The organism is Streptomyces sp. NBC_01445, from assembly GCF_035918235.1.
Classification (GTDB): Bacteria; Actinomycetota; Actinomycetes; order Streptomycetales; family Streptomycetaceae; genus Streptomyces.
The window spans coordinates 9,163,793-9,187,394 of the sequence record NZ_CP109485.1 but is presented as its reverse complement, the minus strand read 5'-3'; the positions used below and the strand labels follow the sequence as shown (position 1 = coordinate 9,187,394).

The window sequence follows — 23,602 nt, the reverse complement described above, 5'->3', positions numbered from 1 at the left end:
CTCTCGCCCACCCCCGGAGCCCACCCCTGAGCGAAGGACCACACCTCCATGCGCACCCCCCTCCGCGTCCGACTCGCGGCCCTCGCCGTCGTGGCGCTGGCCGGCCTCGCAGGGCCCGCCGCCGCCCCGGCGCAGGCCACCGACAACGTGCCGTGCCACAACACCGTGAAGCGGGACCTGACCGACCCGTCGTCCGGGCGCACCTGGCCCGGGACCGCCGTCATGTACTGCAACCTCACGCGCGGCCACGTCCCGGTCCACGCGAGCCGCTCCCCCGGCTCCCCCGTGGTCGGCTATCTGGCACAGGGCGGCGCGGCCAACTGGTTCGTCACCGAGATGAAGGGCGAGACGTACCGGGACGGCGCCGCGGAGAACAACTGGTGGGCCAGCACCCGGGCGGACAACGGCCGTTGGGGCTGGACGCCGGAGGTGTACTTCGCGGGCGGCGGCAACTACGAGGACGACGCGGGCCTGTTGAGGCCGGGCTCCTACACCTGCGCCAACACCTGTGCCCCCGTGCCCTTCTGGGCCCGCTGACCCTGCGGCGTATCGGGGGTCGGGCCCGGTCGCGACCCCCGATACGACCACCCGGGCACCCACCCCGGCTCGACAACCCCGGTTCGACAACCCCACCCATGATCATCAAGACTGCGGATCATGCGATTCGGCGTGAACCTTCTCAATTTCGGCTCCGGCACCACCCCGCGAACCCTCGAGCGCCAGGCGACGGACGCCCGCGCGCTGGGCTTCACATTCGCGATGATCTCCGACCACATAGCCGTCACCCCCGACGTGCACGAGGTGTATCCCGCCCCGTTCTACGACCAGTTCGTCCTGGCCGCGCATCTCGCGGGCCGGGTCCCGGGGCTTCAGCTCGGCACGACCATCACCGTCATCCCGTACCGGCACCCGCTCCAGACGGCGCGGCTCGCGGCCAACATCGACCAGCTCAACGACGCCGGGTTCATCCTCGGCGCGGGCGTCGGCTGGTCGGCCGCCGAGTACCGCGCGCTGGGCGTCCCGTTCGAGGAGCGCGGCGCCATCACCGACGAGTACCTGGCCGCGATCCGCGCCGCCTGGGCGCAGGACCCGTGCACCTTCGAGGGGCACTACGTCTCGTACGAAGGCGTCCGCACGGCCCCCGCCCCCGCTGCCGCGCAGCTGCCGGTCTGGGTCGGCGGCGACTCGCCCGCCGCCCTGCGCAGGGCCGCGCGGCTCGGCGAGGGGTGGCACCCCTTCATGCCGACGCTTGAGGGCCTGCGCGCGAAGCTGCCGGTCGTGGCCGCCGAGGCCGAGAAGGCCGGGCGGCCCGTACCGGCACTCGTGCCGCGGCTGCAGATCGCGCTCGGGGCACGGCCCGACACCGAGGAGCGCCCGCTCGGCCACGGCAGTCTCGACCAGGTCCGCGGCGACCTGCACGCGCTGGCCGGACTCGGCGCCACGCACGTGCTGTTCGACACCTACCCGGGCGGCCCTGCCGCGCGCGCCACGGCCGACGAGGACCGCCGGGTCCTGGAACTCCTCGTGGAGAAGGTCGTCGACCCGGCCACGGGCGACGTGCGCTGACGCCGCCATCCCCTGAACGGATACGTTCCCTGCCCAGGGCGCCTGTCAGCACCTCTCAGAACCTGCTCACCGCGCCCTGGGCAACCGTTCACCGAACTTACGCAAGCAGACTGCAATTCTTGCGCTAATCTTGCGTTCCATGACACGGAGACTTGCTCAGGTGGCACAGAAGGTCGGCGTCAGCGAGGCGACGGTCAGCCGGGTGCTCAACAACAAGCCCGGCGTCTCGGAGGCCACCCGGCAGGCCGTGCTCACGGCCCTGGACGTCCTGGGCTACGAGCGGCCGACCCAACTGCGCGGCGAGCGCGCCCGCCTGGTCGGGCTCGTCCTGCCGGAGCTGCAGAACCCGATCTTTCCCGCGTTCGCGGACGTGATCGGCGGCGCGCTCGCCCAGCAGGGCCTCACCCCCGTCCTGTGCACCCAGACCAATGGCGGCGTCTCCGAGGCGGACTATGTGGAACTGCTGCTCCAGCAGCAGGTGTCCGGCGTGGTGTTCGCGGGCGGCCAGTTCGCCCAGGCGGACGCCCGCCACGAGCACTACCGACTGCTCTCGGAACGCAAGGTCCCCGTCGTCCTTGTGAACGCGGCGATCGAGGACCTCGGTTTCCCCTGTGTCGCGTGTGACGACGCCGTCGCGGTCGAGCAGGCCTGGCGGCATCTGTCCTCGCTCGGCCACGAACGCATCGGACTCGTGCTCGGCCCGGACGACCATGTGCCGTCGATGCGCAAACTCGCCGCCGCGCGGGGCGTGGTGCGGGCAGCCGGCGGGACGCTGCCCGAGGACGCCGTCGAGCGGGCCATGTTCTCGCTGGAGGGCGGCCACGCGGCGGCGGCGCGCCTCATGCGGCGCGGCATCACGGGAATCATCTGCGCGAGCGACCCGCTGGCGCTCGGCGCGGTGCGGGCCGCACGACGTGAGGGCCTGCGCGTGCCCGACGAAATCTCGGTGGTCGGCTACGACGACTCGGCGTTCATGAATTGCACGGAACCGCCCCTCACCACCGTGCGCCAGCCGATCGAGGCGATGGGCCGGGCCGCCGTCGAGCTGCTCGTCACGCAGATCCAGGGCGGCTCGGTGACGCCCGGTGAGCTGCTGTTCGAGCCCGAACTGGTGGTGCGCGGCTCCACGGCACAGGCTCCGTCCCGCACAACCGTGGCATAGTCAGTTTTTTGCGGAGTCTGCACAACATCTTGCGGGTACCTGTTCGCGGTGGTTGAGTGTGCCGCGCCCCGGCTGCTCGATAGCCGTAGGCCTTCCTGCGGTTGTCGTCAGCCGTGGGCCCTCCATGCTCATGCCCGAAGGGGACCACCGATGAGAAGCTCCTGGTTCCGCCCTACCCGCCGTACCTCCGCGGCCGCGGTCGCCGCCGTGCTCACCCTGACCTCCCTCGCCGCCTGCGGCACCAGCAGCAGCGACGACAACAGTGGGTCGGGCGGCGGCTCGAAGGCCGGCATTTCGGCTCCGCTGGATCCGAAGACCAAGGTCACGCTCACCATCGACTGCATGCCGCCGGCGGCGAAGGCGGCCGAGCTCAGGGAGTGGAAAGAGGACGTCAAGGAGTTCAACAAGAAGTACCCGAACGTCACGATCAGCGGGAAGTCGACGCCGGGCCAGTGCGAGGAGCCCGCCCGCTTCACCGCCCAGCTCAAGGCGAAGTCCCAACCGGACGTCTTCTACACGTACTTCACCGATCTCCAGCAGGTGCTCGACAACAACGGCGCCGAGGACATCTCCGCCTACGTGACACCCAAGACCGTGCCGGCCCTGAACTCCATCGACCCGAACGTCCTCGGCGTCCTGAAGAAGGACGGCAAGCTCTACGGGCTGCCCACCAGCAACTACACGATGGGCCTGCTGATCAACCGCAAGCTCTTCGAGCGGGCCGGGCTCGACCCGGACAAGCCGCCGACGACCTGGGAAGAGGTCCGCACCGCCGCCAAGAAGATCGCCGGCCTCGGCAACGGCATCTCGGGCTACGGCGAGTACAGCGCGGAGAACACCGGCGGCTGGCACTTCACCGCCGCGATGTACGGCCTCGGGGCCGACGTCGTCTCCGCCGACGGCAAGAAGGCCGCGTTCAACGACGCCACCGGCAAGCAGGTCGCCCAGCAGCTGCACGACATGCGCTGGAAGGACGACAGCATGGGCAAGACGCAACTGCTGAAGTGGGGCGACCTCCAGAAGCAGATCGCCTCCGACAAGCTGGGCATGTTCCTCGCCGCGCCCGACGACATCACGTACATGGTCCAGCAACTGGGCGCCGACTACGAGAACTTCGGCATGGGTCCGATCCCCGGCGGCAAGGCCACGCTCTTCGGCGGCAACGACTACATGATCAAGAAGGGCTCGTCGCCCGACAAGATCAAGGCGGCCGTCGCCTGGCTGAACTTCAAGAACCTCACCCCGGGCAAGGGTCAGTTCCAGTGGGACCGCACCAAGGCTGACAAGCTGCCCGTGGGCCTGCCGCAGCCGAACTTCTTCACCGGTGACACCAAGGCCGAGGACCTCGCGTCCCGCACGGAGAACGCGACGATGCCCGTCGAGAACTTCAAGCCGTTCCTGGACAATCCGGTACCCGGCAAGGCGGAGCCGCCGAAGGCGCAGGAGGTCTACAAGGTCCTCGACAACGTGATGTCGGGCGTCCTCACCAACCGCAACGCCGACATCGACAAGCTGCTCGCCACCGCGGAGCAGCAGGTCAACCAGGTGCTGGCCAACCAGTAGCCCACGGCACCTGCACCCCGAGGAGCGACCATGTCGGCCCCCACGCTGTCCAAGAGCTCGCCGGCGTCCGCCCGCGCGCCGCATCACCTCCCCGAGCGGCGCGGCTCGTTGGCCCGAGCGGTGAAGCGCAATCTCTCCGCCCACGGCTTCCTGATCGGCGCGGTGCTCTGCTTCTCCTTCTTCTCCTGGTATCCGATGGTCAGGGAGTTCTTCCTGGCCTTCCAGAAGAACAAGGACGGCAGGACCACCTGGGCCGGCTGGTCCAACCTCTCCTACGTCTTCAACGACCCGGCCTTCTGGCAGGCCTGGCGCAACACCCTCCTGTTCACGGGACTCGCGCTCGTGCTGGGGTTCGCGGTGCCGTTCCTCGTGGCGGTCCTGCTCAATGAATTCCGGCACGGCCAGGGCTACTTGAGGATGCTCGTCTACCTTCCGGTCATGCTTCCGCCGGTCGCCTCGGTCCTGCTCTTCAAGTACTTCTACGACCCCGGCTACGGCCTGTTCAACCGGATCCTCGGCATCTTCGGGATACCTGACCAGCAGTGGCTGCAGTCCACGAGTACGGCGATGATCTCCGTGGTCATCGCGGCGACCTGGATGAACATGGGCGGCGCGACCCTGATCTATCTCGCCGCCCTCCAGGGCATCCCCGGCGAGCTCTACGAGGCGGCGGAGCTGGACGGCGCGGGACTCTGGCGCAAGATCTGGCATGTGACGATCCCTCAGACGAGGCTGATCCTCTCGCTGATGTTCCTCATGCAGATCATCGCCACGATGCAGGTCTTCACCGAGCCGTTCCTGCTCACCAACGGCGCGGGGCCCGAGGGCTCCACCATGACCGTCGTCTACCTCATCTACCAGTACGCCTTCAACTTCAACAACTACGGCGGCGCGGCAGCGCTCGGCCTGGTCCTGCTCGTCCTGCTCGCGGGGTTCTCCGCGGTGTACGTACGCCTCAGCCGCCCCCAAGAAGACTGACCCGCACGGGAGTTCACATGGCCACCGACACGATGCGTCCCCGGACTCTGATCTCACCGGCCCAGCTCGGCAGGCGGCGCGGCAAGGTCGTCTACTGGGTCGTCTTCGCCCTGGTGATGGTCCTCTTCACGCTGGTCTTCCTGGGGCCGATGTACTGGATGGTCAGCGGCGGCCTCAAGACCACGCAGGAGTTCGTCAAGTCCCCGCCGACGCTCGTACCCACCAGCGTGCACCCCGGCAACTACCGGGACGCGTGGCGGGTGATGGATCTGGCGAAGCTGCTCGGCAACACGCTGTACTACGCGTTCGGCGCGCTCGCCTTCCAGCTCGTCCTCGACGTCGCAGCGGCCTACTCGCTGTCCAAGCTGCGGCCCCTGTTCGGCAACGTCATCCTCGGCATGATGCTGGCGACGCTGATGATCCCGGCGACGGTCCTGGTCGTGCCGCAGTACCTGACCGTCCTCGACGTGCCGATCTTCGAGCGTAATCTGCTCAACAGCCCCTGGGTGATCTGGCTGCCGTCCGTCACCAACGCCTTCAACATCTTCCTGCTCAAGCGGTTCTTCGACTCGATCCCGCAGGAGCTGCTTGACGCGGCGTCCATCGACGGGGCGTCCGCGCTGCGGACCCTGCGGTCCGTGGTACTGCCCATCTCGCGGCCCATCCTGGGCGTCGTCTCCATCTTCGCGGTCGTCGGCGTGTGGAAGGACTTCCTCTGGCCGATGCTGACGCTGCCCGACCCCGGCAAGCAGACCCTGAACGTCGGCATCTACTCGCTGGCCAGCGGCGTTCCTGAGAACTGGCTGATCGCCGCCCTCACCATCGCCTCGCTGCCGACCCTGATCCTCTTCCTGCTGTTCCAGCGCAACATCATGAGCGGTCTCACCGCGGGCGGCCTCAAGGGCTGATCGCCCGCCGCCCCTCCCCGTACGCCGCCTCCGTGACGGCGCGCCCCGGCACGCCCTCCTGCCCGAAAGGACCACTACGTGGCAGCCCCCCATACCCCAGACACCGGCGACTGGTGGCGTTCCGCCGCCATCTACCAGGTGTACGTACGCAGCTTCGCCGACGGCGACGGAGACGGGACGGGCGATCTCGCGGGGGTCAGAGCCCGGCTGGGCCACCTGGCCCGCCTGGGGATCGACGCGATCTGGTTCACCCCCTGGTACCGCTCCCCGATGGCGGACGGCGGCTACGACGTGGCCGACTACCGGGCGATCGACCCGTCGTTCGGCACGCTCGCCGAGGCGGAGAAGCTCATCGAGGAGGCGCGTGACCTCGGCATCCGCGTCATCGTCGACGTCGTGCCCAACCATGTCTCCGACCGGCACGCCTGGTTCAGGGCCGCGCTCGCGGCGGGTCCGGGCAGCCCCGAGCGCGAGCTGTTCCACTTCCGGCCCGGCCGGGGCGCGCACGGCGAACTGCCTCCCAACAACTGGCCGTCCCAGTTCGCCGGCGAGACCTGGACCCGCGTCCCCGACGGCGAGTGGTACCTGCATCTGTTCACGCCCGAGCAGCCGGACCTCAACTGGGCGCACCCCACGGTGCGTCACGAACACGAGGAGGTGCTGCGGTTCTGGTTCCAGCGCGGCGCATCGGGCGTACGCGTCGACTCGGCGGCACTCCTCGCCAAGGACCCGGCACTCGCCGACGCCGCCGAGGACGACACGAGCGGCTATGTGGACCGCGACGAGCTGCACACGATCTACCGCTCCTGGCGGGCCGTCGCCGACGAGTACGACGGCGTGCTCATCGGGGAGCTGTGGGTCCCCGACCCCGAGCGCTTCTCCCGCTATCTGCGCCCCGACGAGCTGCACACGGCCTTCAACTTCGACTTCCTGTCACGCCCATGGGATGCGTCGGAACTGCGCGAGTCCATCGACATGACGCTCGCCCACCACGCGCCGGTGGGGGCTCCCGCGACCTGGGTCCTGTGCAACCACGACGTGACGCGGACGGTGACCCGCTACGGCCGGACGGACACCACGTTCGCCTTCGCGTCGAAGCGCTTCGGCACGCCCACGGACCTGGCGCTCGGCACCCGCAGGGCGCGCGCGGCGGCGCTGCTGTCGCTGGCCCTGCCGGGGGCCGTCTACCTCTACCAGGGAGAGGAGCTGGGCCTGCCCGAGGCGGAGGTTCCGCCCGGCCGCATCGAGGACCCTATGCACTTCCGCTCCGGCGGCACCGACCCGGGCCGCGACGGCTGCCGCGTGCCCCTGCCCTGGACGCAGGACGGACCCTCGTACGGCTTCGGGTCAGCCGGGGAGCCCTGGCTGCCGCAGCCGGCGGACTGGGGGACGTACGCGGCCCATCGGCAGGACACCGATCCGGGCTCGATGCTGTCGCTCTACCGCGAGGCACTTCGCCTGCGCCGCACGGAGCCGGGATTCGGCGACGGGCCGATGCGCTGGCTCCCAAGTTCCCCTGGCGTACTGGCTCTTGCCCGGGGCGAGGGCCTGGTCTGCGTCGTCAACTTCTCCGATCCGGCCGCTCCGCTCCCGGCCCATTCACGTCTTCTGCTGGCCAGTGGCCCCTTGGACGACGAGGGGCGACTCCCACGGGACACGGCGGTGTGGCTCCGCGCCTGAACCGGACGCCCGGGAGGACTCAGGTATATGCCAGAAGCATCACCGCACCGGGTGTTGCCAAACCCCTTACGGGGCCTGTCCGGCTGTGCAACAGTCATTACCGGTCCTTCCGTCAGTCTTGGTCGTGCCGCGCCTGTATCGGAGTACGTCATGCCTCCCCATGTCTTCGCGGACCGCCCCGCCGCCCAGCCGCCGGAGCACGGTTCGGTCGACGCGCTGATCACGCAGACGCGTCGGCTGCTCGGTGATGTCGACGCCGTGCGCCGCGAGGCCATTTCGGACGACGGCGACCCCGAGCGACGCTGGCAGCGCGCCCTCTACGAGCTCGCCGTGCACCAACTCAGCGATCTCGACAAGCACTTGGCGCAGCTGCGCGACGGGCCACCGCGCCCGACCGTGGATTCGCTGATCCCCGAGGCCCGCGACTGTGCGCCTGCCGAGCCGCCGAGCGGTTCCCTGCTCAGCCGCGTGGGCAGCGCCGAGTGGAATCTCCTCACCGACGAGGCGAGCTGGTCCGGGGAGCTGTTCCAGATCCTCGGCCGCAGCCCCGACGCACCCCCGCTGACCCTCGACGAACTCCCGTCCGTCGTGCACACCGATGACCAGGCCATGCTCACCAGGATGGTGACGGACTGCCTCATCGAGGGGAAGCCGATCGACGGCGAGTTCCGCATCCTGCGTACCAACGGCACCGCCCGCACTGTGCACATGATGGGCGAGCCCGTGCTCGACGCCGACGGCTCCACCGCCTCGATGTGGGCGGTCCTGCGCGACGTCAGCGAGCTGCGCCGCACCCAGCGGACCGTACGCGAGACCCATGACTCGCTCCAGCGCCGGCGGCACATCGAGCAGACGGAACACCGGCTCGCGGTCGAGCTCCAGGAGGCCGTGCTGCCGCCGTGGCGTGGCTCCCTGCGGTTCTCCCAGGGCGCACCGCACGATCTCGACCTCGCGGCCCGCCATCTGCCGTCGTCGACGGGCGAACTCGTCGGCGGCGACTGGTACGACGCGCTCGAACTGCCGGACGGACAGACCCTGTTAAGCGTGGGCGGCCTGACCGGACACGGCGTGGCCGTGACCTCCGGCGTGGCGATGCTCCTCGGCGCCCTGCGCGGCATGGCCGTCACGGGGACCCGCCCCGACGAGCTGATGGGCTGGCTCAACCAGCTGACCGACACGTCGGTTCAGCCGTCACTGGGCAGCGCGGTCTGCTGCCGCTACGATCCCCGGTCACGTACCTTGACCTGGGCGCAGGCGGGACACCCCGCCCCGCTGCTCTTCCGCGACGGGGTGGGGCGTGCGCTGACGCCGCCGGAGGGCGTGCTGCTCGGAGCGACACCCGGTGCCACGTACGGGCTGGCCGAGGAGACGCTCCGCGCAGGCGATCTGCTGCTGCTGCACACCGACGGCCTGGTCCCCCACCGCAGCGGCGCCGCGGCGGCGAACAGGCTCCTCGATCTCGCGCCACGACTCGCCGAGGCCGCCACCGCGCAGGACTGTGTGCGGACGGTCTTCGAGGAGTTCGCCGCGCACGAGCGCGCGGACGAGGCCTGTGTGCTGGTCGCCAGGATCGGCTCCTGACGCGGACAGCTGGTTGCAGACAGCTACTTGTTGAATTCGGGCCACGTGCCCCGGAGGGTCACGCCTGGGCGCGCTTGCCTCCCGTGGGCTTTCCGGGGGGCTTCGGCAGCGCGAGCTTGATCTCCTCACGCAGGTCCACGATCTTCGGGTAGCTCGCGTACTGCCCGGTGAGCCGGTACATCTCGCGGAGCCGGTCCCAGGTGCGATGGGAGGAGTTGGCCCCCATCGACACCAGCGCCAGGCGCGCGTACCGGTCGGCCTGCTCCGGGTCGTCGGCGATGAACAGGGCCGACGCGAGCGAGATGTAGTCGAAGATCTGCGACCGCTGCCGCCCGTTCGCCCGCAGTTCGAGGGCTTCCTTGGCGTGGCGCTGCGCCGTGTTCGCCGCGGCCGGCTCGTGGTCGGCGAGGGTGCGGTACGCCAGGGCCTGCATCCCGTGCAGGTCCGCCTCGTCGAACATCTGCATCCAGCTGGGCGGCGGGACGTCGCCCTTGTCGGAGACGAAGAGGTCCTCCGCCTGGCCGAGGGTGCGCCGCATGGCCTGGCCCTTGCCCATCGACGCCTGTGCCCAGGCCTCGATGGTGTAGAGCATCGCCCGGGTACGCGGCAGGGTCTGGTCGCCGGATCCGGACTTGGCGAGCTTCATGAGGTCGAGTGCGTCGTCGGGCCGGCCGAGGTGCACCATCTGACGGGCCGCCCTGGACAGGGCCTCCCCGGCGCGCGGCCGGTCGCCGCCCTCCCGCGCCGCGTGCGCGGCGATGACGAAGTACTTCTGGGCCGTGGGTTCGAGGCCGACGTCGTGCGACATCCAGCCCGCGAGGACGGCCAGGTTGGCAGCGACGCCCCACAGGCGCCGCTGGAGATGGTCGGGGTGCCGGTAGCTGAGCATGCCGCCCACTTCGTTGAGCTGGCCCACCACCGCCTTGCGTTGCAGGCCGCCACCGCGGGCCGCGTCCCAGGCCCGGAACACCTCGACGGAGCGCTCCAGTTCCTCGATCTCCTGCGACCCGATGGGGGCGGCCTCATAGCGGTCGAACCCAGCGGGGTCGGCGTGCAGGGGGTCTTCGAAACGTGGGGCGTCGGCCGCGAGGGCCGGATCGGTGTGCAGCCAGTCATGCATGGCGCCGCTGAGTACAGATCCTGTGGCAAGCGCGGCACCCGCGCCCACCAAGCCGCGTCGGTTGAGCATGAGGTCCATTCCCGTGAATTCGGTGAGGACCGCAGCTGTCCGCTCGGGCGCCCATGGCATTCCGTCGGGGTGTTGCACAGCCCCGTCGTCACGCCGTTTCCCCGTGCGCCCGTGCCGGACCAGACCGAGGTCCTCGATGGTCACGACACGGCCGAGTCGCTCGGTGAACAGCGCCGCCAGCACCCGTGGAACCGGATCGCGCGGGATCTCTCCCATGTCGATCCAACGCCGCACCCGTGAGGTGTCGGTCGACAGCTGTGGGTGGCCCATGGCCGCCGCCTGCCGGTTGACCAGCCTCGCGAGCTCCCCCTTGGACCAGCCGGCGAGGCCGAACAGGTCGTTCAGGCGGGTGTTGGGTTGTCCGTTCACGTCAAGCCCCCAGGTTCTCGGCTGAGTTGACAGTAACCCTCTGTCAGTTGCAGAGCGACTATTCGCCAGGGTTCGCCAGGGTGCGCCAGATGGTGTGCCAGTGGGCACCGGGTGTCAGGTAGGAATGCGCCACCCCGACCCGGTTGCCGCGGCTCACTCCCCAGGGTGCACCACGGTTCCCCGGGGCGGGTGGCGCAGGCAACTCGCAGGCACACGAAGGGATCTGTTCGCCCATGTACGCAGCATCGTCCTCCGTGTCCGCCCCGCCCCGGCCGCTCTACGCCCGGCCCCCGGCTCGCGGCAACGGCCGCGCAGGGGAGGCCCCACCGGCGGGCGGCGGCCCGTATCTCGACCCCGCGCGACCTGCGGCCGCAGCGCTCGGCTCCGGTCGGACCAGGCGCGTCCCGGGGCTCGGCACCCAACCGCTCAGCGGGAGACTCGACTTGTCCGGCCCCCAGGGGGCGCAGCTGCGCGCGGCGATCGCCTCGGTGCACCGGATCTGCCCGGAGTTCAATCCGGTGCAGGTGCTGCGCCGCAGTGGACGGTCCGTGCTGCTCGTCGGCACCACAGGGCGCAGCACCGCCGTCGCCAAGTGTTTAGTGGACCACTCCCCGATCTGGGCCGAGCGGATCCGCCACGAGATAGCTGCATACCGCTCGTTCGTCCGGCACCGGCCACCGGTCCGGGTGCCGCGGCTCATCGCCGCGGACCCCGACAACTGCACGCTGGTGATCGAGCGGATGCCCGGCCGGGTCGCCGCCCTGCAGCGGCACCCGGCCGAGGCACCGCCCCGGGCGGACGTGCGGGCCGCGCTCAGCGCGATCTGCCGGCTCAACCTCTGGCGTCCGCCGGCCGGCACGTTCAACGCGCCGCTCGACTACGCGGACCGGATCTCCCGCTACCACGACCTCGGGCTGCTCACCGACCGGGACATGGGCGATCTGCAGAAGCTGCTGCACGGCATCGCGCACTCGTCGGGCCGCCAGGGCATGGGCCAGTTCTGTCACGGTGACGCACTGCTGTCGAACATCCTGCTGTCACCGGCGGGCCCGGTACTCGTGGACTGGGAGCACGCGGGCTGGTATCTGCCGGGGTACGACCTGGCGACGCTGTGGTCGGTGCTCGGTGACGCGCCGGTGGCGCGCCGCCAGATCAGCCAGCTCGCGCAGTCCGGCGGTCCCGCGGCGCGGGACGCGTTCCTGGTGAACCTGATGCTCGTACTGACGCGGGAGATCCGGACGTACGAGACGGCCGTGCAGCGTTCGATGCACGACACGACCCCGGCGGCATCGGGCACAGCCCCGCACGGTGCTGCGCCGTCCGGCGAGGAACAGCGGCTGCTGCTGAGGCGGCTGCACGACGACTGCCAGCTGGCCCGCAGGGCCGTGCGTGCGGCGGTCGGCACTCGCTGAGGGGACAGGAATCCGCGGTGCGCCAGGACAGCGGCGCACCGCGGATTCTCGTGTGCCCTTGTCCCTAGGGGCGACCAACTGTTGCGTGAGTCATCAGTGAATCTCAGCCTTTCTCATCCGCTATCTTGATTGTGTGAAGCTTTCCGAGTGGGCGGCGCGCAATGGCGTGCACTACCAGACCGCGTGGACGTGGGCGAAAGAGGGCCGTATGCCGGTCCCAGTGCGCCAGACGCCGTCCGGCACGTGGCTGGTCGACGAGCCCGCTTCGCAGGCGCCTGGCCGCGTCGTGGCGTACTGCCGAGTGTCGTCAGCGGACCAGAAGTCGGACCTTGACCGGCAGGTGGCCCGCGTGGTCCAGGGGGCGACTGGTCTCGGCCTGCCGGTCGCGGAGGTCGTGACCGAGGTCGGCTCGGGATTGAACGGCCGTCGGCGCAAGCTGCACCGGGTTCTGTCAGACCCGCAGGCGGTGGTGATCGTGGTCGAGCATCGAGACCGGCTGGCCCGGTTCGGCGTCGAGCACCTCGAAGCCGTCTTGTCCGCGTCTGGGCGTCGCCTGGTTGTCCTCGACCCCACCGAGACAGCCGATGACCTGGTGCGCGACGTCACCGAAGTGCTGACGTCGATGTGCGCGCGCCTGTACGGGCGGCGGGCGGCGAAGAACCGGGCCGCCCGCGCGGTGGCCGTGGCGACCGGTGAGGCCGCCGAGTGAAGAAGTTCCGGCCGCAGCCCGGGTTCGTGGTCCAGGCGTACCGGTTCGCTCTGAACCCGAACGCCGCACAGCAGGCCGCGATGCGTTCGCACTGCGGCGCCGCACGTGCCGCGTACAACTGGGCTGTGGGCTGGGTGACCGCCTCGTGGTGGCAGCGCAAGGCCGAGGAGACGTACGGCGTGCCCGAGGCCGGGCTGACGCAGTGGCGGCCGTGGTCGTTGCCGTCGCTGCGCAAGGCATTCAACGCCGCCAAGCACACCGACCCCAGATTCGCGCACTGGTGGGGAGAGAACTCTAAGGAGGCGTACTCCACCGGGCTGGCCAACGCGTCGGCCGCGTTCGACAACTACTCCAAGTCCAAGCAGGGCAAGCGCCACGGCCGGAAGATGGGTGCGCCGCGGTTCAAGTCGAAGCGGAAAGCGCGCCTCGCCTGCCGGTTCACCACCGGCACGATCCGCGTCGATGCCGACGGCCGGCACGTCACGCTGCCGAGGCTGGGCACGATCCGCACCTACGAGCCCACCGTCAAACTCCTCACCCGCGTCCAGGCCGAAAAGGCCCGGGTTCTGTCCGCAACTGTGCGGCACGAGCGGGGGCGCTGGTTCGTCTCCTTCCAGGTAGAGGTGAAGCAGGACCTCGGCCGGGTCGCCCGGCCGGACACGGCGGTCGGGATCGATCTCGGCGTGAAGACCCTCGCTGTCATGGCCGACACCACCGGCGAGATCCGCGTTGTCGCCAACCCCGGGCACTACGACCGGGCACGCAAGCAGCTGCGCCGCGCCTCCCGCGTCGTCTCCCGACGCCAGGGCCCCGACCGACGCACCGGACACAAGCCCTCGAAGCGGTGGGAGAAGGCCAACGCCCAGCGGAACAAGGTCCACCACCGCGTAGCGAACCTCCGCGAAGACGCCCTACACAAACTCACCACGAGCGTCGCGGCCGAGTACGGCACCATCGTGATCGAGGACCTCAACGTCGCCGGGATGCTCCGCAACCGGCGCCTGGCCCGCCGGATCGCCGACGCCGGATTCGGCCAGATCCGCCACCAGCTCGACTACAAGACCCGCCAGCGCCAAGCCACCCGCATCGTGCTCGCGGACCGCTGGTACCCCTCCTCGAAGACCTGTTCCGAGTGCGGCGCAGTGAAAGTCAAGCTGCCGCTGCACGTTCGAACCTACGAATGCGACGCCTGCGGCCTGGTCATCGACCGGGACGAAAACGCCGCACTCAACCTCGCAGCCCTCGCGGCAGCCGCAGTAACTGGTACCGGAGTGGCCGGAGACCAGGACACCGCCCCGGCGGCGTCGAAGCCTCGTGGAGCTGACCGTAAGACCCGCGCAACCGCCCGCAGCCGCAAGGCCACGGGCGGGCGGGCAGGTGGCGCAACCCTGCCGCACCAACGGCAGACGGAAACGAGAGACCGTACTCAAGCCGAAGCACTCACGCTTTGGTGATGAGACGGACCTTCCGGGCCGCAATGCCCGGAATGCTGAGAGCTACTGAGGCTCTGAGCAACGGCTACGGGTTGCTGAACTGCACGGCGTCCACGTCGAACGAGTTGTCCTGCGGGGACTTGAACACGAGGTACAGCTTGTGTGTGCCGGTCAGCGCGTCGACCGGGACGGCGGGTGTGGCCTGGTAGGTGTCCCAGTCGCCGGTGTTCGGGACGGGTGTGGTGGCCAGGAGCTTGCCGTCGGGGGCGTCCGCGCGCAGCTCGATGGAGCCGACTCCGTACGGTGACGACAGTTTGTAGCTCACCTGTCCGATGCCCTCGACGCTCATCGGGTCGAACTGGACCCAGTCGCCGTCGCTGACGTCGCCGATGCGCTTGCCGTTCTCGGCGCCTTCCTGTGCGACGACGCGCGTGCCGGACTGGCCGTCGTAGTACTCGGCCTGCTTGTGCCTGGGCTGGAGCACGGACCGCCCGTAGCCGGTCAGGGCGCTGACGCCGTCGCCTCCCTTGTCGGTGTACTTGGCGTTGAGCACGTAGGTGAGGTCCGCGCCCTCGGGGTGGCCACCCAGGTCACCGGTGTCGACGGTGCCTTCGCAGCCGGGGATGTCGGTGGTGGGGTGCTCGTGGTCGTCGTGGCCGAGGGCCGGGTTGACGGTCACCTTGGAGCAGTCGACCGTGCCGTCCTCCGGGTCGGTGACGGTCACCTTGTACGGGATCTTGTCGCCGAAGTCGATGAGCTTGCCGTCGACGGGGAACTCGATCTTCACCTTGGGCGCGGTGTTGCCCGCGGTGACGGGGACGTTGGCGTAACCGGACTTGCCGGTGGAGTCGGTGACCTTCAGCTGGGCGTTGAAATCACCCTTCGCCGTGTAGGTGTGGCTCGGGCTCGCCTCGGTGGAGTCGTAGGTGCCGTCGCCGTCGAAGTCCCAGGCGTAGGTGAGCGGGTCGCCGTCGGGGTCCTTGCTTCCCTCACTGGAGAAAGAGACCTCGAGCGGGGTGGGGCCGTTGGTGACGGAGGCCTTCGCCTCGGCGATCGGTACGCGCTGTCCCTGCGCGTAGTCGATCCGGTAGAGCCCGGAGTCGTTGTTGCCGCCGCCGAACTGACTGCCCCATTCGAGGACGTAGAGCGAGCCGTCGGGACCGAAGGTCATGTCCATCGGCTTGGCGAACTTCGCGGTCTTCAGGAAGTCGTTGATCTTGAGGAGTTTGCCGTCCTGGTCGAAGCGGATCTCCTTGACCTGGTCGCGGGCCCATTCGTAGAAGAAGCTCGCGCCCTCGAAGTAGGCGGGGAACTTGGTCTTCGACGGGTTCTTCGCGTCGTAGTGGTAGACGGGCCCGCTCATCGGTGCGGAGCCGCCCTCGCCCATCTCCGGGAACTCCTTCGACTTGCCGTAGCCGTACCAGATCACCGGCTGCTGCACGGGCGGCAGGTCCTTGAGGCCCGTGTTGTTCGGCGAGGGGTTGACCGGCTTGTCGCAGTCGAACTTGGCGCCGACCTCCTTGGTGTCCGGGTTGTACGGGGCGTACGGCTGGTTGTTGCCGTGGCAGAAGGGCCAGCCGTAGTTGCCGGGCTTCTTGATGACGTTGTACTCGACGAGGCCCTCGGGGCCGCGGTCGGTCGTCGGGGCGCCGCGGTCGGGGCCGTAGTCGGAGACGTGGAGGGCGCCGTTCTTCGGGTCGACGTTGAAGCGGAACGGGTTGCGGAAGCCCATCGCGTAGATCTCGGGGCGGGTCTTGGCCGTGCCCTTGGCGAAGAGGTTGCCCTTGGGGATGGTGTAGCCGCCCGCGTTCGTGGGCTTGATGCGCAGGATCTTGCCGCGCAGGTCGTTGGTGTTGCCGGCCGTGCGGGCGGCGTCCAGCATCTGCTTGCCGGGGCGCCAGTCGATCGGCGCGTAGCCCTGCCAGTCGGGGTCGAGGTTGGGCGGGGTGTCGTCGCCGACACCGAGGTAGAGGGTGCGGTCCGGGCCGAACTCGACGGCGCCGCCCGTGTGTCCGGGCTCGGGGAAGCTGCGGTCGCGGTAGGCGGGGACGTCTAGGAGCTTCTTCTCACTGCCGAGGTCAAGGGTGTTGTCGGACTTGACCGTGAAGCGGGAGAGCCGGTTGACGTCGTCCTTGGCGTCCTTCGGCGCGTAGTACAGATAGATCCAGTGGTTGTCCTTGAACGACGGGTCGAGCTCCATGCCGACGAGGCCGTCCTCGCCGCCGGTGTAGACGTCGAGCTTGCCCGCGGTCGCGGTGGCGTGGGTGGCGGGGTCGTAGACCTTCACCTCGCCGCTGCGCTGGATGTAGAAGACCTTGCCGTCCTTGGCGACGTCGAGCTCCATCGGGTCGGCGGTGTTGTCGTCGAGGGCGGTCTTCTCGTAGCCGGACCAGACGGTGCCGCCGCAGTCGCCGGGCTTGTTGCCCGCGGCCCACTGGATACCGCCGAGCACGTGGGAGCGGAAGGCGGGTTCGGTGTACGAGGCGCTGTCGTGGCCCATGGCGGTCGCCCAGACCTTGCCGCCCTCGGCGTTGCGGCACCAGGAGATGGGGTGGTCGGCGCCCATCGCGGAGCCGCCCGGGTCGTACGTGGTCTCGTCGGCGGTGACGAGGACGTGCACGTCGCCGCGCGGGTCCTTGTCGAAGTTGTACCACTCCTCGGGGCGCTCCCAGCGCTCGGGAAGTCCCTTGGTGGAGGGGTGCACGCGGTCGGCGACCTTGGCCGTGCCCTGGAGCACGCCGGGTGAGTGGGCGGGCATGTGGGCGCCGCCGTTGATGGTCTCGTCCCACCAGGGGAACTGCTCCTCGACGCCCATGTCGAGGGTGTTGTGGATGGCGACGACGCCCTTGCCGCCGCGGACGTACTTCTGCAGGGCCTCGCGCTGGCCGTCGGTGTCCCAGACCATGCCGGAGTTCTGCAGCATGATGATGACGTCGAAGTCCTTGAGCTTCGCGTCGTCGAAGACGGTCGAGTCGTCGGTCTGGACGACCTCGAAGTTGTTCGCCGCGGCCTCCTCCTCGACCATCTTGATGCCGTCCGGGATGGAGCCGTGGACGTAGCCGACGGCCTTGGTGAAGAGCAGCGCGCGGAAGGCGGGGGCCTTGCCCGCGGCTGTGGCGCCGGTGGGCAGGAAGCCGACGGCGAGCAGCAGTGCGGTCAGTAACGCGAGGGCAGCTCTTCGCATGCCTCTGATGTCACGAGCATGACATCCCATGAGGTGGTCCTTTCCGTGGAAACAGTGGACGGACTTGCGGGGTGCCGGAATGCGGAGGAACTCAGAGGTTCAGCGGGTTCGGCCGGTCGCGGCGCGCAGGAAGCGCAGGCCGTCCGTGGCCAGGGCGTCCTGGCTGCCGGCGAGCGGGCGCCACACGGAGGCCGCGACGGCGATCGCGTCGTTGTGCGCGGTGAACGACTCGATGCACAAGGGGCCTTGGTAGCCCGCCTCGCGCAGCGCGTCCAGGAAGCCGCTCCAGTCGAGGTGGTCGGCCCCAGGTGTCCCGCGGTCGTTCGCGCAGACCTGGACGTGCGCGATGCGGTCCCCGGTCGCGCCGACGGCGGCGGGGAGCGAGTGTTCCTCGATGTTCTGGTGGTACGTGTCGAGTGCGACGCCGATCCCGTCGTGCGGCAGCCCGTCGAGGGCGTCCAGGGCCTGGGCGACGGTGTTGAGCAGGCTGGTCTCATAGCGGTTGAGGGGTTCCACCGCGAGGCGCACCCCGGCTGTGCGGGCGTGCTCGACGAGGGGGGCGAGGTGCCCTCGCAGTTCGTCGTACGCGGCCTCGCGTGCGGCGCGGTCCATGCGCCAGGTCCGGCCGACGGAGGCGTACAGGGGTCCCGCGACGACCGGCGCCCCGATCGCGTGGGCGGCGTCCACGCAGTGGCGTAAGTAGTCCTGTGTGGTGCGCACCGTGGCGGCGTCCGCGTCGACCAGCTCGCGGCCGTGCGGCATGACGGCGATCACGGCGGCGGGGGCGAGACCGGTCGCATCGAGGAGCTTCGCCGCGTCGCCCGGGTCCCAGTCACCCGCGCTCTCCATGGGGAGTTCCACGCAGTCGAACCCCCAGGCGGCAAGCCGGGGCAGCGTGTCGGCGAGGGCGCGGCCGGTGACCGGCGAGTGCCAGATCCAGGGGTTGGCGCCCAACTTCCAGGCAGGCGCCGTCACTTCTTGCCTCCCCAGTCCTTCGGGTAGCCGGGCAGGTCCTTGCAGCCGCACATGGCGTAGTGCAGGGGCGGCATGCCCTCCTGGAGGTACTCGTCGAGGTTGTCCTGGGTGACGGTGGGCTGCGGCAGCTTCCACTCCTTGGGGACCTGCTTGCCGTCAAGCACGCGCAGGGCGGCGATGACCGGCGTACGCCACTGGAAGGTGGGGTACGTGGGCGCGATCGCGGTGAGTTTCTTGTCCTTCCACGCCTGGAGGAAGTCCTGCTGGTCCTCGCCGGTGATGGGCGGGACGTCCACGCCGGCGTCCTCGAACGCCTCGACGGCGGCCACGGATGTGGCGCCCGAGTCCATCCAGACGCCGTCGACCGAGCCGTGCCGGGAGATCGCGTCCGCCACGATCGACTTCGTCTTGGCGGGGTCGCCGTCGGTGAACTTGACGTCCACCACGTCGAGTCGGCTCTTGTCGAAGGCGAGCTTCGCGGCGGACCAGCGGGTCTCCAGGACATCGACGCCGGGTGAGATGCGCAGGGCGAGGATCTTGCCCTTGGGCTTGACCTTGCCGACGAGGAAGTCCGCGGCGACGGCCCCGTAGCCGTAGCCGCCGATGGGGTTGATGAAGGTGACGGCGCAGTCCGTCTCGACGCCCCGGTCGAAGACGATGACGGGCAGCTTGCCGCAGGCCTCCTTCACGGCCGGGGTGAGCGTCGCGGTGGTGTTCGGGGACACGATCAGGGCGTCGCAGTTCTTGTTCCCGGCGAGTTCCTGGATGTCGGAGATCTGTTTGTCGTCCTTGCCCTGGGCGTCGAGGACGGTGAAGTCGGTGATCTCCTTGTGGAGTTTCACCTCGGCCTTCATGTCCTTGAGGCCGACCTGGCGCCAGGGGTTGAAGACTCCGGCGTTGGAGAAGCAGAGGTGGGTGCCGCCGGAGCCCTTCTTCTTGTACTGGGCCGTGTCGGTCATCTCGGGTTCGAGCATCTGCTCCCAGGGCTTGTCGGCGGGCCCCTCGGGCGTGACCTCGGCGAGCGCCAACTGCCTTTCGTACTCGGCCTGTTGGAAGAACTTCGACGGCTTGTCGGCGCCCCCCTTCGTCGCGCTCTCCGACGCCGTGCCCGCCGCGGAGTCGGCCGGCATGTCGCTGGAGCACGAGGTGAGCAGGGCGGCGGCCGCAATTGCGGCGGCGACCGCGAGTGGACGTCTGCGGGTCATGAGGGGGTCCCTCCCGAGGGATGAGTACGACGGCGGCGCAGGCGGGAGAAGTCGGCGGCTCCGAGACCTACGGCGGCGATGACGATGACGCCTTGGACCGTGGATTCGAGGGCGCCCGAGACGCCCTGCAGATTGAGCAGCGTGAACAGGGCCTGGAGCGAGAAGGCCCCGGCCATCGCGGCGACGACGCTGCCGCGGCCCCCGCCGAGTGCGACGCCGCCGAGCACGACGGCCGTGATGGCCTCGAACTCGTAGCCGCGGCCCGCTTGCGCGGACACTCCGGAGAATCCGCCGACGAGTACGGCAGCGAGCGCGGCCGCGACGCCCGACAGGACGAACGCGATGATGCGGGCCCGGTGCACGCGGACGCCCGCGAGGGCGGCGGTGCGTTCGCTGTCGCCGGTCGCGATCAGCGTGCGGCCGAAGTCCGAGCGCATGAGGAACACTGCGGCGGCGCCCGCGACGAGGCAGGCGAGGACCGCCCAGGGCAGCCAGCCGCCCGCCGTGCCGCGGCCGAGCCGGCGGAACTCCTCCGGGAGCGATCCGTGCGGCGAGCCCCCGGTCCAGAAGAAGACGGCGCCTTCGAGGATCAGCATCATGCCGAGCGTGGTGATGAACGACGGCACGCGCAGTTTCGTCGTGATCAGCCCGCTGACGAGACCGGTCAGCGCTCCGGCGAGCAGCAGCCCGCCCGTCACCACGATCCAGGAGGCGCCCGGGTACGAGCCGTAGAGCTCCGCCGCGACGACGACACCGGCGGTGACGACGGCCCCCACGGAGAGGTCGAACTCCCCGCAGACGATGACCAGATACTGGCCCGCCGCCAAAATGACGAGCGGCGCCGCGCGTTTGACGAAGGCGAGGAAGCGGTCGGGTTCGTAGAAGCCGGGGTCGGTGGCGGCCAGGGCCACGAGGAGCACGGCGAGGAGTACGTAGACGGGGGCGCCGGCGCCCAGGGATCGGGCAACTCGCTTGTGGAAGACGGCCGTTGGATTCGCGGTGGTCATGCGGGCCTCCGTGTGCCGCGCCGGGCGTAGAGGGCGACGGCGGCGGTGATCACGACGCCGCGTACGACGTTCTTGAAGAACGGGTCGACGCCCAGTTGGTTGAAGACGGAGTCGAGCACGGCGAGGACCAGGACGCCGCCGAGCGTGCCCGCCACTCCCCCACGGCCGCCCGCGAGCGCGGTACCGCCGAGGACGACGGCGGCGATCGACTCGAGGTCGTAGCGGGCCTCGGTGCCGGCCCAGGGGGCGCCTGCGCCGAGCCGCGCGGCGAGGAAGAGCGCGGCGGCTCCTACGCACAGCGAGCACAGGACGTGGGCGGCGACGACGGTGCGCCGGGTGCGGACGCCGGAGAGGCGGGCCGCGTGCTCGTCACCCCCGGTCGCGTAGAGGTGGTGGCCGAATCGGGTGCGGCGGGTGACGAGCCACAGGGCGGCGGCGACCGCGGCGAGCAGGAACACGGAGACGGGGACGGGCCCGATGCGGTCGTAGCCGAGATGCTGGAACGAGGCGGGGACCTTGCCCGCGGGGCCCGTGTAGGTGTCCTCGATCCAGCCGCGCAGGATGAACGCCGTGCCCAGGGTCGCGATGAACGCGTTGACCTTGAGGCCGGTGACGACGAGGCCGTTGGCCAGGCCGACGGCGGCGGAGAGCGCGAGTACGGCGAGGACGGCCGTGACGACGCTGCCGTCCTCCATCGTGGTGGCGGCGACGAGCGTGCCGAGGCTGATGAGGTACGCCACGGAGAGGTCGAGGGAGCCGCTGAGGATCACGGCGGTCTGCCCGACGGCGACAAGTCCGAGTGCCACGCAGTTCTGGAGGATGCCGACGACGTTGGCGAGGGTGAGGAAGTCCCCGCCGCGCGCGGCCACCACGATCCACCCGGCGGCGGTGACGGCCGCGGCGGCCAGCCAGACGCCGACAGCGGGGTCGGCGAGGCGGATCCTGCGCGGCGGGGCGGACTTCGCGACGGTCGGCGGGGCGACGGCGGTCCCGGTCATGCGCTTCCTTCCGGTGAGGCGGGGGCGGGCGGGCGCGCTGCCGGGCCGCCGCGTGTGGCCAGGCGCATGACGTCCTCCTCGCTTGCGCCGGCGGGGAGTTCACCGGCCAGGCGCCCCTCCGCCATGACGAGGACGCGGTCGCTCATGCCGAGGAGTTCGGGGAGTTCGGAGGAGACGATCAGAACGGCGAGGCCCTCGCGGGCGAGGTCGCGGACGAGGGTGTGAATGGCGGCCTTGGCGCCGACGTCGACGCCCCTGGTCGGCTCGTCGAAGAGCAGGATCTGCGGGCGGGCGGCGAGCCACTTGGCGATGACGACCTTCTGCTGGTTGCCGCCGGAGAGGAACTGGGCCTGCTGGTCCTCGCCGCGTGCGTGCAGCCGGACCCGCTCCAGGAGGGCGGTGAGGTCGCGGGCCGCGGGCGGCCGGCCGCGCGCGGGAACGGCCCGGGTCACGAGGAGCGCGTTGTCGCGCACGGACTGGCGCAGCGCGAGGCCCTCGGCCTTGCGGTCCTCGGTGACCAGGGCGATCCCCGCACGGATGGCCTGACGCGGGCTCGTGGGGCGCAGGTCGCGCCCGCCGACGGTCATGGCGCCGGTGGTGAAGGGCGCGGCCCCGAACAGGGCACGGGCCAGGGACGTACGTCCTGATCCCTGGAGGCCCGCGATACCGGTGACCTCTCCCGAGCGCAACGTCAGGTCGATGTCGCGCAGGCGCGCGTTGCCTCCACCGCGCACGGTCAGCCGGACGTCACCGGCCTCGCCGGGGCGGGCGCGCGGCGGGTAGTAGGCGCTGAGCTCCCGGCCGACCATGGCGCGGACGACCTGGTCGGTGTCGGTGTCCTCGGTGCGTACGGTCGTGACGTGCCGGCCGTCCTTGAGGACGGTGATGCGCTGCGAGAGGTCGAAGACCTCGCGCAGGCGATGCGAGATGTAGAGGATGCCGAGGCCACGGGCCGCCAGCCGGCGCACGAGAGCGTGGAGTTGGGCCGCCTCGTGGTCGGCGAGCGGGGCGGTCGGCTCGTCCATGACGAGGACGCGGGCGGGCGCGTCGTCGGAGGCGAGTGCTTTGACGATCTCGACGGTCTGCTGGCGCGCGACCGGAAGATCACGGACATAGGTGCGCGGGGTGATGCCCGACTCGCCGAGTTCGGCGAGGAGTTCGGCGGTGCGCGCCTCCATGGCGCGACGGTCGACGAGTCCGCGCCGGGTCGGTTCGCGGCCGAGGAACACGTTCTCGGCGACGGTGCGGTGGGGCAGGAGCGCGAACTCCTGGTGGATGATGCCGATTCCGGCGGCCTGGGCCTGCGCGGGATGGCTGAAGGACTGCTCGGCGCCGTCCAGGGTGATGGTGCCCTCGTCGGGGACGTGCTCTCCCGCGAGGACCTTCATCAGGGTGGACTTTCCCGCGCCGTTCTCCCCGACGAGCGCGTGCACCTCGCCCGGGGCGAGGTCCAGGGACACCCCGTGCAGCACCCGTACACCGAGAAAGCTCTTGGACACGCCGTGCATCGCCAACATCGTCTGTGTCGCCTGCATCGTTCAGCCTCTCCGGCCTCTTCGGCAGTCTTCCGCAGCGGTCTGCATTGCAATGTGCTGACCCTTCTTTGACCTGTCAAGGGCTCAACCCTGGTCCGTACAAAGGAAATTGACAGGTACTTAGGTCGATCGGCGAACAGCATCGGGC

At 70.0% G+C, this 23,602-nt stretch carries 18 protein-coding genes; 11 read left to right on the top strand and 7 right to left on the bottom strand.

Annotation, left to right across the window (positions count from 1 at the left end; all coding sequences use genetic code 11):
* Positions 1 to 48: 48 nt before the first annotated feature.
* The 8 genes from OG574_RS41845 (at position 49) to OG574_RS41810 (ending at position 9,438) form a co-directional block, all read left to right on the top strand.
* Positions 49 to 537, top strand: a complete 489-nt coding sequence (locus tag OG574_RS41845) for a hypothetical protein (RefSeq protein WP_326777466.1) — start codon at positions 49 to 51, stop codon at positions 535 to 537.
* A gap of 120 nt (positions 538 to 657) precedes the next feature.
* Positions 658 to 1,566, top strand: coding sequence for a TIGR03619 family F420-dependent LLM class oxidoreductase (locus tag OG574_RS41840; protein WP_326777465.1), 909 nt, complete (start codon positions 658 to 660; stop codon positions 1,564 to 1,566).
* A 139-nt stretch (positions 1,567 to 1,705) separates the two neighbouring features.
* Positions 1,706 to 2,728 carry a LacI family DNA-binding transcriptional regulator gene (locus OG574_RS41835; protein WP_326777464.1) on the top strand — a complete coding sequence of 341 codons (1,023 nt, stop codon included), beginning with the start codon at positions 1,706 to 1,708 and terminating at the stop codon, positions 2,726 to 2,728.
* Positions 2,729 to 2,878: 150 nt separating this feature from the next.
* On the top strand, positions 2,879 to 4,291 hold the full coding sequence (locus OG574_RS41830) for an extracellular solute-binding protein (RefSeq protein WP_326777463.1): 1,413 nt from the start codon (positions 2,879 to 2,881) through the stop codon (positions 4,289 to 4,291).
* Positions 4,292 to 4,321: 30 nt separating this feature from the next.
* A complete protein-coding gene (locus tag OG574_RS41825; protein WP_326777462.1) occupies positions 4,322 to 5,269 on the top strand; it encodes a carbohydrate ABC transporter permease in 948 nt (315 codons plus the stop codon).
* Between the two features lie 32 nt (positions 5,270 to 5,301).
* Entirely contained in the window at positions 5,302 to 6,177 is an 876-nt protein-coding gene (locus OG574_RS41820; RefSeq protein WP_326778779.1) for a carbohydrate ABC transporter permease, read from the top strand.
* A 78-nt stretch (positions 6,178 to 6,255) separates the two neighbouring features.
* Positions 6,256 to 7,857, top strand: coding sequence for a glycoside hydrolase family 13 protein (locus tag OG574_RS41815; RefSeq protein WP_326777461.1), 1,602 nt, complete (start codon positions 6,256 to 6,258; stop codon positions 7,855 to 7,857).
* A 150-nt stretch (positions 7,858 to 8,007) separates the two neighbouring features.
* Positions 8,008 to 9,438, top strand: coding sequence for a PP2C family protein-serine/threonine phosphatase (locus tag OG574_RS41810; protein WP_326777460.1), 1,431 nt, complete (start codon positions 8,008 to 8,010; stop codon positions 9,436 to 9,438).
* Between the two features lie 58 nt (positions 9,439 to 9,496).
* On the opposite strand, the gene OG574_RS41805 is transcribed toward OG574_RS41810, so the two are convergent.
* The gene (locus tag OG574_RS41805; RefSeq protein ID WP_326777459.1) at positions 9,497 to 10,996 is read right to left on the bottom strand and encodes a DNA-binding protein NsdB; all 1,500 of its coding nucleotides are present in this window, start codon (positions 10,994 to 10,996) and stop codon (positions 9,497 to 9,499) included.
* Positions 10,997 to 11,229: 233 nt separating this feature from the next.
* On the opposite strand from OG574_RS41805, the gene OG574_RS41800 reads away from it, so the two are divergent.
* From OG574_RS41800 to tnpB, 3 genes are all read left to right on the top strand, one after another.
* Positions 11,230 to 12,408, top strand: a complete 1,179-nt coding sequence (locus OG574_RS41800; RefSeq protein WP_326777458.1) for an aminoglycoside phosphotransferase family protein — start codon at positions 11,230 to 11,232, stop codon at positions 12,406 to 12,408.
* Positions 12,409 to 12,541: 133 nt separating this feature from the next.
* Positions 12,542 to 13,117: an IS607 family transposase gene (locus OG574_RS41795; RefSeq protein WP_326777457.1), complete on the top strand. Its 576-nt coding sequence runs from the start codon at positions 12,542 to 12,544 to the stop codon at positions 13,115 to 13,117.
* Positions 13,114 to 14,571: an IS607 family element RNA-guided endonuclease TnpB gene (gene tnpB / locus OG574_RS41790; RefSeq protein WP_326777456.1), complete on the top strand. Its 1,458-nt coding sequence runs from the start codon at positions 13,114 to 13,116 to the stop codon at positions 14,569 to 14,571. Before OG574_RS41795 ends, tnpB begins: the two co-directional genes overlap by 4 nt.
* A gap of 64 nt (positions 14,572 to 14,635) precedes the next feature.
* On the opposite strand, the gene OG574_RS41785 is transcribed toward tnpB, so the two are convergent.
* From OG574_RS41785 to OG574_RS41760, 6 genes are all read right to left on the bottom strand, one after another.
* A complete protein-coding gene (locus tag OG574_RS41785; protein WP_326777455.1) occupies positions 14,636 to 17,734 on the bottom strand; it encodes a ThuA domain-containing protein in 3,099 nt (1,032 codons plus the stop codon).
* A 99-nt stretch (positions 17,735 to 17,833) separates the two neighbouring features.
* The gene (locus tag OG574_RS41780; protein WP_326777454.1) at positions 17,834 to 18,709 is read right to left on the bottom strand and encodes a sugar phosphate isomerase/epimerase family protein; all 876 of its coding nucleotides are present in this window, start codon (positions 18,707 to 18,709) and stop codon (positions 17,834 to 17,836) included.
* On the bottom strand, positions 18,706 to 19,914 hold the full coding sequence (locus OG574_RS41775; protein ID WP_326777453.1) for a substrate-binding domain-containing protein: 1,209 nt from the start codon (positions 19,912 to 19,914) through the stop codon (positions 18,706 to 18,708). Before OG574_RS41775 ends, OG574_RS41780 begins: the two co-directional genes overlap by 4 nt.
* The gene (locus OG574_RS41770; RefSeq protein WP_326777452.1) at positions 19,911 to 20,921 is read right to left on the bottom strand and encodes an ABC transporter permease; all 1,011 of its coding nucleotides are present in this window, start codon (positions 20,919 to 20,921) and stop codon (positions 19,911 to 19,913) included. Before OG574_RS41770 ends, OG574_RS41775 begins: the two co-directional genes overlap by 4 nt.
* Positions 20,918 to 21,919: an ABC transporter permease gene (locus tag OG574_RS41765; protein WP_326777451.1), complete on the bottom strand. Its 1,002-nt coding sequence runs from the start codon at positions 21,917 to 21,919 to the stop codon at positions 20,918 to 20,920. Before OG574_RS41765 ends, OG574_RS41770 begins: the two co-directional genes overlap by 4 nt.
* Positions 21,916 to 23,436: a sugar ABC transporter ATP-binding protein gene (locus OG574_RS41760; RefSeq protein WP_326778778.1), complete on the bottom strand. Its 1,521-nt coding sequence runs from the start codon at positions 23,434 to 23,436 to the stop codon at positions 21,916 to 21,918. Before OG574_RS41760 ends, OG574_RS41765 begins: the two co-directional genes overlap by 4 nt.
* Positions 23,437 to 23,602 lie beyond the last annotated feature (166 nt).